The organism is Pseudomonas sp. MYb327, assembly GCF_040438925.1.
In the GTDB taxonomy this organism is placed as follows: Bacteria; Pseudomonadota; Gammaproteobacteria; order Pseudomonadales; family Pseudomonadaceae; genus Aquipseudomonas.
In genome coordinates this window covers 2,676,574-2,693,799 of record NZ_CP159258.1, presented here as the reverse complement: position 1 = coordinate 2,693,799, position 17,226 = coordinate 2,676,574, and the positions used below count along the sequence as shown (strand labels likewise).

General features: G+C 57.9%; 14 protein-coding genes. 6 read left to right on the top strand and 8 right to left on the bottom strand.

What is annotated here, in order from left to right:
• The first annotated feature begins 12 nt into the window (after nt 1–12).
• The 3 genes from ABVN21_RS12060 to ABVN21_RS12050 are packed head-to-tail and all read left to right on the top strand — an operon-like array spanning nt 13 to nt 2,430.
• On the top strand, nt 13–855 hold the full coding sequence (locus ABVN21_RS12060) for a glutamate ABC transporter substrate-binding protein (RefSeq protein ID WP_339552301.1): 843 nt from the start codon (nt 13–15) through the stop codon (nt 853–855).
• A 22-nt stretch (nt 856–877) separates the two neighbouring features.
• A complete protein-coding gene (locus ABVN21_RS12055; protein WP_339552300.1) occupies nt 878–1,510 on the top strand; it encodes an amino acid ABC transporter permease in 633 nt (210 codons plus the stop codon).
• Entirely contained in the window at nt 1,507–2,430 is a 924-nt protein-coding gene (locus tag ABVN21_RS12050; RefSeq protein WP_339552299.1) for an amino acid ABC transporter permease, read from the top strand. Before ABVN21_RS12055 ends, ABVN21_RS12050 begins: the two co-directional genes overlap by 4 nt.
• A 290-nt stretch (nt 2,431–2,720) precedes the next feature.
• Here the strand turns inward: ABVN21_RS12050 and ABVN21_RS12045 are convergent, their stop codons facing one another.
• The 3 genes from ABVN21_RS12045 to ABVN21_RS12035 form a co-directional block, all read right to left on the bottom strand.
• Nucleotides 2,721–3,536: a DUF1206 domain-containing protein gene (locus ABVN21_RS12045; RefSeq protein WP_339552298.1), complete on the bottom strand. Its 816-nt coding sequence runs from the start codon at nt 3,534–3,536 to the stop codon at nt 2,721–2,723.
• 195 nt (nt 3,537–3,731) lie between these two features.
• Nucleotides 3,732–5,024, bottom strand: a complete 1,293-nt coding sequence (locus tag ABVN21_RS12040; protein WP_339552297.1) for a carbohydrate porin — start codon at nt 5,022–5,024, stop codon at nt 3,732–3,734.
• Between the two features lie 103 nt (nt 5,025–5,127).
• Nucleotides 5,128–7,533 carry a glucose/quinate/shikimate family membrane-bound PQQ-dependent dehydrogenase gene (locus tag ABVN21_RS12035; protein WP_339552296.1) on the bottom strand — a complete coding sequence of 802 codons (2,406 nt, stop codon included), beginning with the start codon at nt 7,531–7,533 and terminating at the stop codon, nt 5,128–5,130.
• Between the two features lie 304 nt (nt 7,534–7,837).
• On the opposite strand from ABVN21_RS12035, the gene ABVN21_RS12030 reads away from it, so the two are divergent.
• Both ABVN21_RS12030 and umuC read left to right on the top strand, forming a co-directional pair.
• Nucleotides 7,838–8,263 carry a S24 family peptidase gene (locus ABVN21_RS12030; protein WP_339552295.1) on the top strand — a complete coding sequence of 142 codons (426 nt, stop codon included), beginning with the start codon at nt 7,838–7,840 and terminating at the stop codon, nt 8,261–8,263.
• Entirely contained in the window at nt 8,256–9,533 is a 1,278-nt protein-coding gene (gene umuC / locus ABVN21_RS12025; RefSeq protein WP_339552294.1) for a translesion error-prone DNA polymerase V subunit UmuC, read from the top strand. Before ABVN21_RS12030 ends, umuC begins: the two co-directional genes overlap by 8 nt.
• Before the next feature lie 120 nt (nt 9,534–9,653).
• Here umuC and ABVN21_RS12020 read toward each other — a convergent pair whose 3' ends face one another.
• The 5 genes from ABVN21_RS12020 to ABVN21_RS12000 form a co-directional block, all read right to left on the bottom strand.
• A complete protein-coding gene (locus ABVN21_RS12020; RefSeq protein ID WP_339552293.1) occupies nt 9,654–10,919 on the bottom strand; it encodes an MFS transporter in 1,266 nt (421 codons plus the stop codon).
• 33 nt (nt 10,920–10,952) lie between these two features.
• Nucleotides 10,953–12,023 (bottom strand): TIM barrel protein, encoded by a 1,071-nt coding sequence (locus ABVN21_RS12015; RefSeq protein WP_339552292.1) that lies wholly within the window; start codon nt 12,021–12,023, stop codon nt 10,953–10,955.
• Between the two features lie 111 nt (nt 12,024–12,134).
• The gene (locus tag ABVN21_RS12010; RefSeq protein ID WP_339552291.1) at nt 12,135–13,640 is read right to left on the bottom strand and encodes a PLP-dependent aminotransferase family protein; all 1,506 of its coding nucleotides are present in this window, start codon (nt 13,638–13,640) and stop codon (nt 12,135–12,137) included.
• Between the two features lie 441 nt (nt 13,641–14,081).
• Nucleotides 14,082–15,194 (bottom strand): hypothetical protein, encoded by a 1,113-nt coding sequence (locus ABVN21_RS12005; protein WP_339552290.1) that lies wholly within the window; start codon nt 15,192–15,194, stop codon nt 14,082–14,084.
• A gap of 127 nt (nt 15,195–15,321) precedes the next feature.
• Nucleotides 15,322–15,669, bottom strand: a complete 348-nt coding sequence (locus ABVN21_RS12000; protein WP_339552289.1) for a helix-turn-helix transcriptional regulator — start codon at nt 15,667–15,669, stop codon at nt 15,322–15,324.
• Between the two features lie 460 nt (nt 15,670–16,129).
• Between ABVN21_RS12000 and ABVN21_RS11995 the strand changes: the two genes are divergently transcribed.
• Nucleotides 16,130–17,188, top strand: a complete 1,059-nt coding sequence (locus ABVN21_RS11995) for an aromatic ring-hydroxylating dioxygenase subunit alpha (protein WP_339552288.1) — start codon at nt 16,130–16,132, stop codon at nt 17,186–17,188.
• The last annotated feature ends 38 nt before the right edge of the window (nt 17,189–17,226 follow it).

Below are 17,226 nucleotides of genomic sequence, written 5' to 3'. Positions count from 1 at the left end.
GAGAAAACAACCATGCGCTTAAATCGAATCGCTTCCCTCGGTGTCTCCCTCCTGGCTACCTGCATGTTCGCCTCGTTCGCGTCGGCCTCTACCGTTGAGCAGTTTCCGGCCGATTCGACCATGGCCAAGGTCCAGAAGCGCGGCAAGCTGGTCGTTGGCAGCTCGCTCAATACCCTGATGTTTTCGTCGCGCAATCCCATGACCGGGGAGGTGGAAGGCTTCGAGGCTGACCTCGCCCGAATGCTGGCGAAGAAGCTCACCGGTTCCGAAGACAACATCGAATGGGTCAGCACCACACCGGAAAACCGCATTCCGCTGGTCGAAAACAAACGCGTCGACATGGTCATTGCGACCATGACCGTGACCGATGAGCGAAAAAAGGTCATTGGCTTCGCGGGCCCGTACTACCTCGCCGGCCAGGATTCTCTGGTCCGCGCGGATGACGATTCGATCAAAAAGACCGCCGACCTGGACGGCAAGACGGTCTGCGTTCTGAGCGGCACCACCGTAGAGCGCAACCTCAAGCCATTGGCACCTACGGCCAAGATCGTGACGTTCAGCGATGCCTCGGCTTGCGTTGAGGGGCTGATCGACAAGCGCTTCGACGCTTACGTCGACGACGGTGCGACGCTGGTCGGTGAGTCCATACGTCAGCCCGGAAAAATGCGCGTGGTCGGCACGCCGTTCACCGAAGAGCCTTATGGCATTGCCGTCATCAAGGAGGACACGACCTGGCGTGACTGGCTCAACAGCCAACTGAGCGCTTCTATCGAGAATGGTCAGTGGAAGGAAATGTACGGCAAGGATCTGCAAGAGGGACTCGGTGCGCCTCAGGTGCCAGTGATCGAACAGTAAAGAAAAGGCAGAGGTGAGCCTGATGTCTTATATCGAACGCTTTCTGGGGGGCATTGCGGTCAGCGTACAGTTGACCCTGCTGTCCTTTGCCATTGCGATCGTTCTCGGACTGCTTCTGGCGATCATGAGGGTGAGCCCATGGCCACCCTTTCGCTGGTTTGCCAGCAGTTACGTAGAACTCATGAGGATGATGCCGCTTCTGGCGTTGTTGCTGCTGTTCACGTTTGGCCTGCCGAAGCTGGGCTTCATGTACTCGCTGTTCACTTCAACGGTGCTGGTCCTGGGGCTGTATAGCGCGGCGTGGATCTGCGAGGTGGTGCGGTCGGGCATCAACACCGTGCCCATTGGGCAGATCGAAGCGGCCCGCAGTATCGGCATGCGGTTCGACCAGATACTGGGCGAAGTGGTTTTGCCGCAAGCGGTGCAGTCGGTGATCGCCCCGCTGGGCAATTTGTTCATCATCCAGATCAAAGCGTCCGCTATCGGTGCTGCGATCGGTGTCGCCGACATCACCTACACCGCGCAAAAAATCAACTTCGACACCGCCCTGGCCGTGCCGACGTTCCTCGGTGCAATGGCGGCCTATTTCCTGTTGACCCTTCCCGCGGGCCTGTTCTTCCGCGTCCTTGAGCAAAAAATGGCGGTGCTGCGATGAGCGCGGACAATCTGCTCTACGAACCGCCGGGCCCTGTTGCCAGACGGCGTAACCGAATCATCTCTGTGGTTGGCGTGGTCCTGTTGTTCTGCTTTATGTACGCGGTCGGGCATCGCCTGGAGGCGAGTGGTCAGTTCGATGCCCATCGCTGGAAAATCTTCCTGCATCCGGGCACGTTGAAGTTCCTGTTTGACGGACTGATGGCGACCTTGCTGGCTGCGGTGATCAGCACGGTACTGGCCTTCAGCCTTGCCGTACCTCTGGCGCTGGCGCGGTTGTCGAACAGATTTTGGGTGCGCACGCTGGCTGCGGGCTACATCGGCTGTTTCCGTGCGGTACCGCTGCTGTTGCTGATTCTGTTTACGGTCATCCTGCTGCCTTCGCTCGGGTTGCACTGGTCGGCCTTGGGCTACCTGATTTTCGGCATGGTGCTGCATCACAGCGCGATGACCGCGGAGGTTGTACGTGCGGGCATTCTTTCGCTGGGGCGCGGGCAGAAGGAGGCCGCGCTTTCAATAGGCATGCGCGATCATCAAGCGATGATGTGGGTGGTATTGCCACAGGCGCTGAAGCTGATGTTGCCAACATTGGTCAGTGCCGTTCTGGCGATCGTCCAGGACACGTCCCTGGGGTACATCATTCCGTACGAAGAATTGTTGCGTCGTTCACAGCAGATATCGAGCTTCGCGCCGCAGTCGCTGTTGCAATCGGCGTTTATTGTCACGGTGATGTACGGGTTTGTCAGTGCCCTGCTGTTGGCACTGCGTCGCTGGATTGAACGTCGACAGGCTTATGATTCTCGCAGTCAGCGAACGAAGATAACTATCACAGAGGGCAACTTTGTCGAAGCGGTTGAGGCTGCTCCAGTCATGCAGTCGGGGTTGCGGTCTGCGCCTGATCGAATGTCGGGACGGGACTAATGGCAGGGCTATCTATTTAGCACTTCCATTCCGTCAGTCCTCATCCATTGCGCTCGACGCGCTTCACGTTGAAGCTGGTTCACGAAGCTTTGGATTTTCCGTTGCATCTGACCGCTGAGGTTATGGAAGCGCACACCTACGAAGGTTTTGTCGATACGCGCCTCATAGCGAAGGTGGCGTATCTCAAGCATCGTTAGATTCACGTCCAGCGGAGCGCTGGCAGACATACGTTCGTAGATACATCCGATCGATATTCCTCTTCCTCGGAGGTCGTTCTGCCTTGTGCAACACTAAAATTTCGATACGCCAACCACATCCATGTTTATTTTGCGCCAGGCGGCTTCGGCAAAGCTGTAGACCGAAAAGGCGATCAACCCAAGAGCCATTACCATTAGGATCAAGGCTCCGCCTGGCAGGTTCTGGAGTGCATCAAGGGCTTCTTTCATGCCAGGTGGATCCGTAGCTTGATAACGGGAGCCGCTGATCGCCAGGAGTAGGGCTATCTCGATAAACACCACGCCTCGGGCTATGAGTCCAAATCGAGAGACCGGGCGTATGTAACGCATCACATCTTCGTCAGCCTCAAAGTATTTCTCGAACGATGCCTTCCATCCCTTGATGATGTGAGCAAGACCTACGCCGAGCGGGACGAGCGCTACGAGGTAGACCAATACATTTGAGTGATCCCAAGATAAAAGATGTGCCAGTAAATCCTTTGTCTCCTGACCTCCGGAACTGCTTGAACTCCTAACGCCGGTGATGAGAAGGCCCAATGCAAAAAACGCAAGTGCTCCGTTAACCAAACCTCCCGCCAATAAACCTGCGCGAATCACCAACCCCTTGAGTTTCGTACCGTGATGATCGACATCGCGAATGGCTTGCAATATTCGCCACCCAGCGAAGGCGATCAGACCGGCCACCACTAGCCCTACCAATACATAACCAAAAGGCTGGCTTAACAACGCCTCCAGACTTTTGTGACTGTCCTTGGGTTTTGTCGAGTCTTGAGCCGCCAGCAGAGCGAAGATACCTATGATCAGATACAGAACGCCCCGAGCGGCATATCCGCCCCGAGCGAGTGTGACTAGGGTGTTTTGAGCGGACATTGGATCAGTTCCGAGAAGTTATACAGAAGCAGACCTGTCGCGTCGGGCGGGGTTCGATTAACCGACTCGTTTCGACGATGTTTAAGAGTATCGAGCGCTATTGTCATGTTGATGACTTCGTTCAGCCCACGAACAACAAAAAAACCGGTCTTGCGCCGGTTTTCCTGTTTCTTTGAAGCTTCCTCAATCGAGAGTTCAGAGCGCAGCTTTGACCTGCAAACCGAGCACTAGCGCATTGTCGATGTCTTGCCCGGAAAACGCGCCCGGTTCGATGATGTATTGCACATTCGGACGCAGCGTCAGCCAAGGTGTGGCTTGGTAACCATAGCCAAGCTCGATCAGCTGTTCGGCACTGTCCAGATTCGGGAACGTTGTGCCATTGGCGAGCGCGGCGTCCTGCTGCACATCCCGGCTGCGTGGATTGGGCACCGCCCGGCCATAGCCCAGAGCGACGGTGTCACGCGGGCGACCTTCGAACGGTTTGTACAGAACCACGCCGGTGCCGTACCACTTGCTGAACGGTGAAGCCGCTTCGCTGGCCGCCGAGTATTGGCCGAAGGCGTGCAGACTGCGGCCCTCGGACGTTTGCGAGTTCCAAACGGCCTGATCAATCAGGAGGTAATGACCGCTGCGGCCGGACACGTCTTTATCGCTGCCGATGCGTTTCACGTCGGAGCTGTCGTAGTAGTAGCCAGCCTTGTACTCGCCGGGAAACTCACCCGCGTGTTTGTACACCAATTCGATCGGCACCACGGTGCCGGTCGTTTGTTTCGGGCCCAGATGCCAGGCACGGCTGGAATTGCCGTTGCTCTCAGGATCGACATTGAAGGCCGCCACACGCAGTTGCCAGGACGACGACAGATCGTACTTCACGCGCACGCCCAGGTGGGCGTTGGGGTAGTTGGTCCAGCCACTACCGCCGGACATGTTAAGCGGATGGCCGCAGAAACCGGCGTTCATGAAGTTGCAGAGAATGCCACTGTCCAGGCCACCGAGGTCGTTGCCCATGGCCATGTAACCCAGCTTCACGTTGAGCTTCGGAGTGAACAGGCTGCGCTCGTAACTCAGTTCAGTCAGGCGAGTGTAGAGACCGCCGTAGTTTTCCTGGATGGGCAGACGGTTGCCGACCAGATCCTCGGAGGCGCTATTGCCGCGTCGGTCGTTGATGGTCAGCTGAATTTTGCCGGCATTATCCACGCCGTACATTTTGCCTAGGTCGAACTGCGCGCCGAGCTTGATGTTCTGCGAGTAACGGGCCGAACGGTGCAGGCCGCCATCGGCGTTGTAGGCAGTTTCGCCGCTGTAGTCGCCGGTGAATTTGATGCCGTCCTGATCCATCTGATGGCGCAGACCACCCCAATCACCGGTCAGGGTATTGCGGGTCAAAAGATTCGAATCGGTATCGGCGAAGGCGGGGAGGGTGGCGCAGCAGGTCAAGCCCAACAGCAAGCCGCAGCCTGCATGAGAAAAGCGAACAGCCAAAAACATGTGAATCTTCCTGGTGCAATCTTGAATGATTTCGCAAAGCGGCGCGGCACCCGCAGGTGCCGCGCTCAGAGAGAGTGCCCGCCAGTGAGGCGGGCCCAGCGGCTTACGGCAAGGCGTAGGCCATCACGTAGTCGCCACGATCGGTCGACTGACGAGCACCGCCAGCGGTGATGACGATGTATTGCTTGCCGGTTTTCGGAGAAACATACGTCATCGGGCCACCCTGACTGCCGACTGGCAGGCGCGCTTTCCACACTTCTTCACCGTTGCCGCTGTTGAACGCGCGCAGGTAGAAGTCTTGAGTGCCGGCGATAAAGATCAAGCCACCTTGAGTCGACAGGGTGCCGCCAAGGGTCGGCAGACCAATCTTGATCGGCAGGTGCATGCGGATACCCAGGGGACCGGTGTCTTCAACGGTGCCGACCGGAACTTGCCAGGCGACTTTTTGCGTCTTCATGTCGATGGCAGTCAGCGTGCCGAACGGTGGTGCCTGGCAAGGAATGCCAGCCACCGACAGGAAGCGGTTTTTGTTCACCGCGTAAGGCGTGCCCTTGAGTGGAACGGCACCCATGCCAGTGTTCAATGCTTCGCCACCAGAAGTGGCCTGGCCTTTGTTCTGCGACGGGATCATCTGAATCCACAGACCCAGACGCATGTCGTTGACGAAGATGAAACCGTGCACCGGGTCAGTGGAGATGCTGCCCCAGTTCATGCCGCCCAGCGAGCCCGGGAAACTCAGCGATTTGTCCATGCCCGGCGCAGTGTACAAGCCGTCGTAACGCATCGATTTGAAATCGATACGGCACAACAACTGGTCGTACGGGGTTGCACCCCACATGTCGGATTCGGTCAGGTGCTGAGCACCGATCTGCGGCATGCCCACCGATTTCGGCTGGGTTGGGGAGTACGGTTCGTTGGGGATGTTTGCGGCTTTGACGGGTACTTCTTTAACGTCGGTCAGCGGTTTGCCAGTGGCACGATCGAGCACGTAGATCTGTCCAGCCTTGGTGCCGATGACCAGCGCCGGTACGGTTTTGCCGTCCTTGGTGAAGTCGATCAGGCTCGGCTGCATCGGCAGGTCGAAGTCCCAGAGATCGTTGTGCACGGTCTGGAACACCCAGCGCTCTTCACCGCTGGTGGCGTCCAGCGCCAGGATCGAAGCGCCGTAGGTGTGATCGAGTTTGCTGCGCTCGACACCATAGATGTCGGTGGAAGAACTGCCCATCGGCAGGAACACCGTGTTGGTCGCCGGGTCGTAGGACATCGGCGCCCAGCTGTTCGGCGTGCTGCGCGCATAAGTGCTGCCGTCGGCTGGCGCTTTGCGATCCTGCGGGTTGCCCGGATCGAATGCCCAGCGCATGGCGCCGGTGATCACATCGAACCCACGGATCACGCCGCCCGGCATGTCAGTTTGCACGTTGTCGGCCACGCGCCCGCCGACTACCACGGTGGTGCCCGCCATCAGCGGTGCGGAAGACAACTGATAATAGCTGTCCGGAACATCACCCAGGCCTGCCTTCAGGTCAACCTGTCCGTTGTTGCCGAACCCCTGGCAGAACTCACCGGTGTCGGCATCGACCGCGATAAGGCGGGCGTCAATGGTGTTGGTCAGCAAGCGGCGCTGGCAATTGGCTGCCGGGGCAGGTTTGGCCTCGATGATGGTCGAGTTGCTTGGCTGAGCGATGGTCTTTGCGGCATCGAAATAAGCCATGCCACGGCAACGCTGCCAGACTTTCGACTTCGCGTTGATCGCGTTTTTCCAGAGCTCCTTACCGGTGTCGGCATCCAGTGCGATCAGGTTGTTGTGCGGGGTGCAGATGAACACCTTGTTGCCGATTTGCAGCGGGGTGAGCTGGTCTTCGGCGCCATTGCCATCGCTCTCGGCGACGTCACCGGTGTGGTACGTCCACGCTACCTTCAACTTATCGACGTTATTGCGGTTGATCTGATCCAGCGCAGCAAAGCGGCTACCGCCTTCGGTATTACCGTAGTGAGCCCAATCCTTTTGCGCGTTGGCTGGCTCGACGGGCGTCAGGCCCGGGCCAGTGCCCGTGGCGGCGACCGTCGGGTGCGCGACAAACATGTTGCCAGCGGCCACCGCCAGCGCAATCGCCAATACAGCAGCGATGCCATAGGCACCGCGACCCGGGACGCCCCCATTGGCACGCTTGAGCAGCGGGTAGACCAGCGTGACCGCCAGTCCAACGGCGCTGAACATGAACAGGCGCGAGAATACCGGCCAGAAAACCAGCCCGGCATCACTCACAGTCCAGATCGCCGTGCTCACCAGAAACGCAGCGAACAACCACGCACCGGCTGTTTTGAAGCGAGCGATCAGCAGGCCGGAAACGGCCATCACCAGCCCACCCACGAGGAAGTACCAAGACCCTCCCAGGCTGACCAATTTCATGCCACCAGCAGCAAGTGCCAAGCCGAGGAGGGCGATGATCACGCCCAGCCCGACCAGAATGAATTTTGATATGCCCGAGAGGCGTTGACTCTGCTTCACGTTAAATGTCCCGTTGAAATGACGTAGGCATTATATAGATAGCTAACTATCTAGTTAAATCATAAATTCAAAATCATGCGTAGTTCGCGGTTCAATTACGCAGAGATCGTTAAAACGTTAACAAAAGCTCTTTTTTGTCAGGGCACAGCGGATTTTTGACAGGTAGTTCACAGCGTAGTAGTGCTACTGCGAAAGTCTCCCGCAGATAACTCATCCGCCTATCCGAATTTTCCTACAAAAAAATTGACCGCAAGCCATTCAGAAAGTTAACTGTATATTCGTACAGTATCGGAAGTCGTGCGTCATGAGCTTTTCAATCTTAGGCCCCATCGCCCAAGGCGGCCGGAAACTACCGTTCTGCCTGTTCCAGGTTCCGGCAGGTTTCCCCTCGCCGGCAGCGGACCACATCGAGGCGCATATCTCACTGGATGAGGTGCTGAACATCCGCGCCCCCCACGTTTACCTGGTGTCGATCATCGGAGAGAGCATGCAGGGCGCAGGAATATTCGAGGGCGATTTGGCGGTGGTGGACCGTTCGCTCGAGCCGGCCCACGGCCATATTGTCGTGGCGTTGTTGAACAACGATCCGGTGTGCAAGCGTCTGTGCATTCGCGGCAAGGAGGTGATCCTGATGTCGGAAAACCCGAAATACCCGCCGCGCTATGTGTTGGAGAGTGATGAGCTATCGATCTGGGGTGTAATCACCGGCAGCGTGCGCAGCCATGTCTAAGCCCACGCCAGTTTTTGCTCTGATCGATTGCAACAGCTTCTACGCCAGTTGCGAGCGGGTGTTCCGCCCGGACCTGGCCAAGGTTCCGATCGTCGTTCTCTCGAACAACGATGGCTGCGTCATCGCACGCAGCTACGACGCAAAGCCTTTCGTGAAAATGGGCGAGCCGTACTTCCAGATCAGGCACAAGCTCAAGCAGCACGGCATCGTTCCGTTTTCTTCGAACTATGCCCTGTATGGCGATATGAGCGAGCGGGTGATGACGCTGATCGAGTCGATGGTGCCCGCGGTCGAGGTGTATAGCATTGATGAGGCTTTTGCCGACTTGACAGGGATCGAAGGGCTGGACGTACTCGGCCGACAGATTCGCAGTCGGGTATTGCGGTGCACGGGCATTCCGGTCGGCGTTGGTATTGCCCCCACCAAGACCCTGGCCAAGCTGGCGAACCATACGGCTAAGCGGTTGCAGGCTCAGACTGGCGGCGTCGTGAATATATGCGATCCGGTTAAGCGTGACTGGGTGCTACGCAACACCGATGTGGGTGAAGTGTGGGGCGTGGGCAGGCGCATGAAGGTCCACCTGAATACGCTGGGCATCAAGGCAGCGATGGACTTGGCCAAGGCGGATGCCTGGTCGCTGCGCAAACACTTCAGCGTGGTGATCGAGAAGACGGCTCGGGAGCTGGCCGGTACGCCTTGCCTGGAACTGGACGAGCCAGACCCGCCGAAGCAGGAGATTTGCTGTAGCCGAATGTTCGGTAGGAGGCTGAAGGAGCTTCATCCGATCAAGGAGGCCGTAGCTACCTACATGATGCGCGCTTCGGAAAAGCTCAGGGCTCAGGGTTCTCTGTGCAAGAAGGTCAGGGTGAGTATCCGAACCGGAATGTTCAATCCCGAGGAAGCGAAATACGCCAATGGTGTGGTGGTGGACTTGCCGTATCCGACTGATGATGTGCGTCTGCTGACCAAGGTTGCTGTCGATGCGCTTGATCGAGTGTTCCGCCCCGGTTTCGCTTACAGCAAAGCGGAAGTGTTGCTACTGAACCTGTGTCAGCCAGGTGAGTACACCGATGATCTATTCGCCATCTCGCAGCCAACCGAGGCCACTCGCGTCATGGCGGTGTTGGATCAGATTAATGGGCGGTGGGGAAGGGGAACGTTGCGGGCTGCGAGTGTGCCGAGTAAGCCAGATTGGGGGATGCGGCGGGAGATGATGAGTCAGAGTTACACCACGAAACTGGACCAGTTGTGGAAAGTGATCTGCGCCTGATGAGCTTGTTTGGAGACAATGATCACTCGGGCGTCACCTGATCTCTATTGCGTACGGCCGTGGTCAGCGGGAGGAATCGGCGTGTTAGACGATTCCTCCTCTTGGAGTCAATGGCGATGATCAGGCTTGGGCCGCGCTCATCCCGCCCGTGGCCATGGATTTTTTGCGCACCGCTTGATAGAGCAGGCTGGACACCATGAAGCCCGCAATGGCCAGTAGGCTCATCAAGGTGAAGACATAGTTGTAACCCTGTTCACCGGGGAAGTGGTCGAGGATCGCGCCATAGATGACGTAGGCGAACATGCCCGGTGCATAGCCGATCAGGCACCCGATGCCGAAGGCCGAGCCAGTGATGTGCTGGGGAATGCCGACTTCACCCATGGGGGCCCAGAACACGCCGCGCATGGAGAACACGATCAGGGCGAAGGACAGGGTGGCGGCCATGCCCGCATAGATGAAGCCCGGGCTTTTCGGAATCAGCATGATCACGCCCATCAGCGGCAACAGCGCCAGGAATGCCCACTTCAGGTAGCGGCTGGTGCTCTTGAATTGCTTGTCAGCGATGAAACCGCCGGCAGGCCCGCCGAGGATCTTCAGGAAGTACTGGTTGATGATGCCGTAGGCGCCCACCAATGCCACGGGCAGCCCGTACATTTCCTTGAGGTAAGGAATGAAATAGGTCAGGCCGCAGTAGACGATGTAGACCATGAACACGTTGAGGCTGACCAGCCAGATACCCGGCACCTTTATCGCTTCCATCAGGTTCGCCAGACCGTTCTTCGGTTTGGCCGCCGACTGAGTGTTGCCGCCCTTGAGCAGGAACCAGGTCAGGGTGCCGGCCAGAATGTCGATGACCGAGTAGAACAGGATCGCCGACTTCAGGCCGGTTTCGCCCGACCCCATGGCAACGAACACGCCCAGGGCGGAAAAGGCCACCAGTGTATCCACCACACCACGACCGCCTTCGAGCAGACCGAACAGCCGGCCTTGCTCTTGATCGTCACCCAGGTTGCGGATGGCTTTGAGCAGCGATGGCCAGAACAGGCAGTCGGCACAGACGGCCAACAGACTGAACACGATCAGCAAACTGCTGAAGGGCGGGAAGGTCGCCAGGTACAACCCCAGGCCACCGGTTCCGATCAGGCCGAGGGGGATCAGTTTGCGTGTGTCGTAGCGATCGGCGAGCAGGCCGCCAAGCACAAACAGTGCGGTCGCGATGATCGCGTTGGCGCTCAGCAGCATGCCGATTTCTGTGTGGCTCAAGCCCATGAATTCCTGCATGGGGACATAGAAGGCGTCCTTCAGGTTCGCCAGCTTGTAGATGGTGCCGCCACCGAGGATGAGGATCAGGAATCTGAGCCATTTGGCCTTGTTTTGAATTGTCATTATTGTTCTCCGGGCGTAATCGGGTCGTCAGGATCAGGCGTTGGAAGGGTTGGCCAGGGTCAGTTCCGCCAAGGTGCGAAACTCGGCCAGCAGGCTGCGGACATAGGCGACCTGGTTGTTCGCCCAGCGGTGTTCATCGGCCAGCATTTGTTCCAGCGAGTAGCCGTTCGGAAGCGGCGTGTCGCTCATCTCCCGGTAAGCAATGAAGGGGTCAGCAGCCTCAAGGCTCTGGCGGAAGGCCGGGGCAACGTAGTGGTTTTCCTGTTCGAGAATGAACGCGATCACTTGCGGACTTGATTCGCCCAGCATCAACAGCTCGAACAGCATGCGAGCGCTGGGTAAATCGTCCTCGTCGCTGCCTTGCAATACGCCGTAATGGCCGAAACCGTTTTGCTCGGGGACGATGCGCACACCTTTCATGTGCGTCTGGCGGATGTGCGGTGCCAGGTTGCGCAGGGCCTGCAGGGGCTGTTCGCAGGCGTTGATCATGTTGCCGAAGTCGAACAGGGCATGCAGGCGAGGGTGGTTGAGGCGGTTGAGCAGTTGCGCAATTTCCCCGCTCTTGAGTTCTTCATGCTGCTCGAAATCGAAATTCAGATCGTGTGCGTCGGCCTGTTGCGCAAGGTAATGCAGGTCGGTCTCGATCACGTCCATGACCCGCGACAGCGTGCCCTCGTAACGGGAGTAAACACGGATGTTGCGCACGCCCAGGACGAGGGCGATGGCGATCACCTGATCGACATCCTTTTTCAGCGTGCTGCTGATTTCCAGGTGCACATCCAGCCCCAGCGCTTTGGCCTTGGCGGCAAACGCCTGGAGCTGCGCGGATGACATCTGGCTGAGGCTGTTTTCTTCGCCGTCGAGCAAGTGCAGGCTCAGGCCTTGCAGTTCGTGGCGATAGGCGAAGTCCAGCAGGTCGGCCGGGGTGACACGACCGTGGGTGAGGTTGGTCAGTAGCGGGTAGGCGTGGGCAAACAGGCGCAATTGCCCGAGACGCTCAAGCAGCCGCCGGGCCAGTGCCTCCGTCAGCACGGGAACATCCCCGTGTTCGACCACTTTGTGGCTCAGCAAGGCGTTGAATCGTTCCTGGATCTTATTGTTCATTAGAGTCGTTCCTGGTTCAGACACCGGGTCTACCGGCGCAACCTTTATCGCGCCAGTCAGGAACTCTCGATAGATCCATTATCAGTTAATTGATAAGACCACTTGCCTCGCTCAAGTGGTCGATGGCAGATATCCCAATGTGCGCAACGCCTGGGCCAGCGCCTCGACGCGCTCCCTGGCCTGGTTTTCAGGCGTGCCGGCAAAGCCGATCAACAGCGCCGGCGGCAGGACATGTTTGATGCGGTAGTCGCTCAAGGCGTAGGTGTGGATGTTGTGTTGGGCCAGTTGTCGGGCGAGGTCAGTGTCACTGAATTCGGGGGGCAGCCAGGCGATTAAGTGCATGCCAGCCTCCGTCGGGGAGATCCTGAAAAAGCTGCCAATCTGCTTTTCAAACTGTTCGATCAAGGCCTGCTGGCGCGCCTTGTACAGCGCACGCATGCGGCGGATATGCCCGAGGAAGTGGCCTTCGCCCATGAAGTCTGCCGTTGTTGCCTGAAGCAGGGTAGGCGGGCTGCGATCCATGACCGCGCGCAGGGTGCAGAAGGGCTCGACCAGCGCTTGCGGCAGAATCACATAACCCAGTCTCAGCGAGGGGAAGAGGACTTTGCTGAACGTGCCGACGTAGATCACCCGCGCCATCTGATCCATGGCATACAGCGCCGGGAGGAGGCGGCCACTGTAACGAAACTCACTGTCGCAATCGTCCTCGATGATCCAGCTTTGCTGCTGCGCCGCCCAGTCGATGAGCGCCTGGCGCCGCGCATAACTCAAGGTGACACCCAACGGATGCTGGCGCGAAGGCGTGCAAAACACCAGGCGGGCATCCGGGCACTCGGCCAGCCCTTGCTGGACATCGATCCCCTGATCATCGATACGCAACGCAACCACCTGCGCCCCCTGAGCCTGCAACGCAATGCGCGCGGCGATGTGCCCCGGGTCCTCCATCCAGACACTGTCCTGCGGATTGAGCAGCAGCATGCCCAACAGATTGAACGCCTGCTGCGCGCCGGAAACGATCACCACTTGCCCTGCATCGCAGTCGATGCCACGTGCATCGAAGACGTACTCGGCAATCGCGGTGCGAAACACCTGCAAGCCCTGCAACTCGCCATAACCCAGAATGGCCTTGGTGGGTTTGAGCAGGTAACGGTTCATCAGGCGCCGCCAGATCGCCTGCGGGAAGGCGTCATAGGTGCTGTGGCTGGGCAAAAAGGACGTCGGGGTCGCGGGGTCCCAGTCGGCATAGGACACCCCGCGAAAATGATCGCTGCGCAGCGACAGCATCGACTGGCTCAGGTCAGACAGGCGCGGTGGCTGGCGCGGTTGCTCGTCCTCGCTACCCCGGCTTTCCCACTCCGTGCCGACATACGTACCGGCGCCCGTGCGCGAGGCCAGGAATCCTTCGGCAATGAGCTGATCGAACGCATTGAGAATGGTGATCCGCGACAACCCCAACTCGTTGCTCAAGGTCCGGGTCGACGGCAGACGCACGCCCCCCTGGATTCGTCCGTTGAGTATCTGTTTGCGAATCTGCAGATACAGTTGGCGGTAAAGGGGAATGGCACTGGCACGGTCCAGCTCGATAGCCGACAGCAGCAAACCTGCGGGGGATTTCATGACATGCTCGTGTGGGAGAGAAGGGAATTGACCTGGAGACTGTCAGGTTACGGAGACGGAAGGGTATCGAGCGATACCCGATAAGTCATCTATCAGGCGTTGATGTCCGGCGCAATACCTTTTCCCCACAGCGTTACAGAGATTCGACATTGGCCGCGATACCGGTGAGGCGGTGTCCATCGAATATGAAGGGGTCAATCCCCACTTTTGCCATCATTCCGATGACTGCTTTTGGCCGGTTGCTACGTGTCGTGAAGGGCAGCATCTTGGCTGTTCTCTGCCGATCATCGTCGCAAAGTATGCCTGTCAAATCCGGTGCAATGTGCTCAGCACAAACGCAAATGAGTGGTCAGGTCGAATGCAAGCGAGTGGTCAAGTGGAGTGCAATTTCCCAGCCCCAGCAAATGGGAACATTTGCTGGGGCTCCTCATCGGTTGGCTATCAGCCAAAATCCAGTTTCTGCTGTTTGATGTGGGCTTCAACCGCGCCGGAAATGGCATCGAAGATCCGCGATGCACACGCATCGTAGACCTTCATGTCGAGATCCAGAGTAACGGCAGCGCTGTGAATCAACACACCCTCATGGTGGTAGTTGATAAACAACGAGTGCCAGTCGGTGAATTCGACATCCAGCACCAGGTAAACAACGGTCACAGAAGTCATACCTTGGTCGTTCTTGATCGGGCCAAAGGCGATGGTGGTACGACTGTCATGCGTGCTAGCGCTGTTCCACCAGAAGGTCATGAAGTCTTTGGTTCCCGCATCGTTGGGATCTTTGGACAGGAGCTTGGCGAGCTGCTTGAAGCCCTCAAGTTCCGTTGCCCCCAGGTACGTGCCGACGATGGTGGTCAGGAAGCTACCGATGTCCACGTCGCCCGAGGAAACATCCTGCCGAACTTCGCCGCCACTAGCTGCCTTCACGGTGAAGCCAAGATGGGTCAGTTGGTAGATCACAGCATCGTACCAAGCCTTTGTCGTCAGATAGTCCGACTTGTGGACGTTCACGCCTGTTTTCGCTATGTCATTGCGTGCCGCCGCTTGCGCAAAGAGGTTCAGGTGGGAGTATGCGGTGACCTGCTCTGGGGTCGCGTCGGTCATGGCATAAACCAGCTGCGAGTCGATGGCTGCGGCGTCGATAGTCGGCGTTGCACCGTCGCCTACCTCGCTGCGAAAGTTCAGCGCCGGAATGGCAGGCCACGCGCAGCTGATGATCTTGCTGGTGTATCCATCACCTTCGCGAAGGTAGGCCTGGCGAGACCGCCAGTTGGCACGATAAGTACCATCGATCTTGAGCGGGGCGTCCGATACCCCTTTGGGTTTGCTATCGATGGACTTGTCGATTGCCACGTTGAGCATCTTGAGTAGCCCATCGCACTCGCACTGCGCCCGGACATTCAGATGGTAGGTCATGCCCTCCGTGTTGGTTACTTCCAGGCGCGCTCCGGCGCCCAAGGACGTTTGACACGTGGCGAGGTTCCGTCCGAACAGACCGAAACTCTTCTCGTTAGTGAATTGCACTTCAACTTCAGCTTTGGCGGATTTCTTATTGCACATGATGATCTCCTACAAATGCCCGAGCGCGATTGCATGGGCTTCTAGGACGGTATCAACACCGCACTGTTCTTGAAGCTGAATCGCTTGAGCATGGCTCACGAATTCCAGCCAGAATTTTGCGTGGCACTCAAGGTGCTGGAGTGATCACCTCGACAAGGAATTTGGCAAGGTTGCGTACGTCGGTGTCGGCCATCCTTTCAATTGTGTCTGCGAGGGCTTTTCGATGCGGCGCGTCATGCATCGCGGAAATCGTGTATTCCCCTCGGCCGAGCAGAAGCCAGTCGGCATTCACATTCAGTTCGACGCATAGCTTGGCAAAGTTCTCCAGGCTGATTGGCTCCGATCTGAACCATCGACTCAGGGCACTTTCCGTAACGCCGATTCGGTGTGATAGCGCGTAAAGTTTTGGAAACCCACGGAGGGTGTAAGCGAAGTGCAGTCTCTCGCCGTAGCTTTTGATTTCATGTAAATCCATGTTTTTGATCTTCCTTTGCCCGGAGATGTTCAAGCGCCTGCCAGACCAAAGGAGGATTGAGCAAAGAATCCACTCCTCGATGGACTCGGTGGAGTGGGGACCACGTTTGGGTCAGTTCCCCATAGGCCTAGCGCCTGACAGTTAAGCCGCTCTGCTTTACCTGTCATCGCTAGAAATGAAAATCCGATGCCTGTATTGGCATCGGATTTTTTATGCGCCCCGGTCAGGCGCTCGCCGACTTGGCCTTGGCGTGCGCCAGTAACCGGTCGCGGCTTTCCTGTAGGAACTCCGGTCCACGTAGTCGGGACCGACTTGGCCTGCATCAGGCCTTAAAAGGTTAATACCGCTGATTTGGCTTTAATGGATCCATTAACTATCGATATGCGGTAAAAAGCTTGACGTTAATCAGGTTTATCCGATCAAATGGATCCATAAAAACAAGCCTGTCCCGGAGATTCCTATGTATCCGAAAAACACCTGGTATGTCGCCTGCACTCCCGACGAGATCGCTTCCAAGCCCCTGGGGCGGCAGATTTGCGGTGAGAAAATCGTCTTCTATCGTGGGAAAGAAGGGCGCGTGGCCGCCGTCGAGAATTTTTGCCCGCATCGCGGCGCGCCCCTTTCACTGGGGTATGTCGAGAACGGCAACCTGGTTTGTGGCTACCACGGCCTGGTTATGGGCTGCGATGGCAAGACCGTCGAAATGCCCGGCCAGCGCGTACGGGGCTTTCCGTGCAACAAGACTTACGCCGTTGAAGAGCGTTACGGTTTCATCTGGGTCTGGCCCGGGGAGCAGGACAAGGCTGACCCTGCACTGATCCATCATCTGGAGTGGGCGGTCAGCGAGGAGTGGGCCTACGGCGGCGGGCTGTTCCACATCAATTGCGACTATCGATTGATGATCGATAACCTGATGGACCTCACCCACGAAACCTACGTGCACGCCTCGAGCATCGGCCAGAAAGAGATCGATGAAGTGGCACCGGTCACCACCGTCGAAGGTGACGAGGTGGTCACCGCGCGGCATATGGAAAACATCATGGCGCCGCCGTTCTGGCGCATGGCCCTGCGTGGCAATAACCTGGCCGATGACGTACCGGTGGACCGCTGGCAGATCTGCCGCTTCAGCCCACCCAGCCACGTGTTGATCGAGGTAGGCGTGGCCCACGCCGGCAAGGGCGGTTATGACGCCGAGCCGAAACACAAGGCCGCGAGTATCGTGGTCGACTTCATCACCCCGGAAACCGAGACGTCGATCTGGTACTTCTGGGGCATGGCGCGCAATTTCAATCCCCAAGACGAAGAACTGACCGCCAGCATCCGCGAGGGCCAGGGCAAGATCTTCAGCGAAGACCTCGACATGCTCGAACAGCAGCAGAAGAACCTGCTGGCCAATCCCGAACGCAACCTGCTCAAGCTCAATATCGATGCCGGTGGTGTGCAATCCAGGCGCGTGCTGGAGCGAATCATCGCCCGTGAGCGCGCGCCGGCTGTCGAGCTGATCGCCACGGCAAACTAGCTCGAGCACTACGCCAGTCCACTCCCATTGATCCTGTT

Coding starts and splice junctions, on each gene's coding strand:
- ABVN21_RS12060 (WP_339552301.1), top strand. CDS start 13: ATGCGCTTAAATCGAATCGCTTCCCTCGGTGTCTCCCTCCTGGCTACC.
- ABVN21_RS12055 (WP_339552300.1), top strand. CDS start 878: ATGTCTTATATCGAACGCTTTCTGGGGGGCATTGCGGTCAGCGTACAG.
- ABVN21_RS12050 (WP_339552299.1), top strand. CDS start 1,507: ATGAGCGCGGACAATCTGCTCTACGAACCGCCGGGCCCTGTTGCCAGA.
- ABVN21_RS12045 (WP_339552298.1), bottom strand. CDS start 3,536: ATGTCCGCTCAAAACACCCTAGTCACACTCGCTCGGGGCGGATATGCC.
- ABVN21_RS12040 (WP_339552297.1), bottom strand. CDS start 5,024: ATGTTTTTGGCTGTTCGCTTTTCTCATGCAGGCTGCGGCTTGCTGTTG.
- ABVN21_RS12030 (WP_339552295.1), top strand. CDS start 7,838: ATGAGCTTTTCAATCTTAGGCCCCATCGCCCAAGGCGGCCGGAAACTA.
- umuC (WP_339552294.1), top strand. CDS start 8,256: ATGTCTAAGCCCACGCCAGTTTTTGCTCTGATCGATTGCAACAGCTTC.
- ABVN21_RS12020 (WP_339552293.1), bottom strand. CDS start 10,919: ATGACAATTCAAAACAAGGCCAAATGGCTCAGATTCCTGATCCTCATC.
- ABVN21_RS12015 (WP_339552292.1), bottom strand. CDS start 12,023: ATGAACAATAAGATCCAGGAACGATTCAACGCCTTGCTGAGCCACAAA.
- ABVN21_RS12010 (WP_339552291.1), bottom strand. CDS start 13,640: ATGAAATCCCCCGCAGGTTTGCTGCTGTCGGCTATCGAGCTGGACCGT.
- ABVN21_RS12005 (WP_339552290.1), bottom strand. CDS start 15,194: ATGTGCAATAAGAAATCCGCCAAAGCTGAAGTTGAAGTGCAATTCACT.
- ABVN21_RS12000 (WP_339552289.1), bottom strand. CDS start 15,669: ATGGATTTACATGAAATCAAAAGCTACGGCGAGAGACTGCACTTCGCT.
- ABVN21_RS11995 (WP_339552288.1), top strand. CDS start 16,130: ATGTATCCGAAAAACACCTGGTATGTCGCCTGCACTCCCGACGAGATC.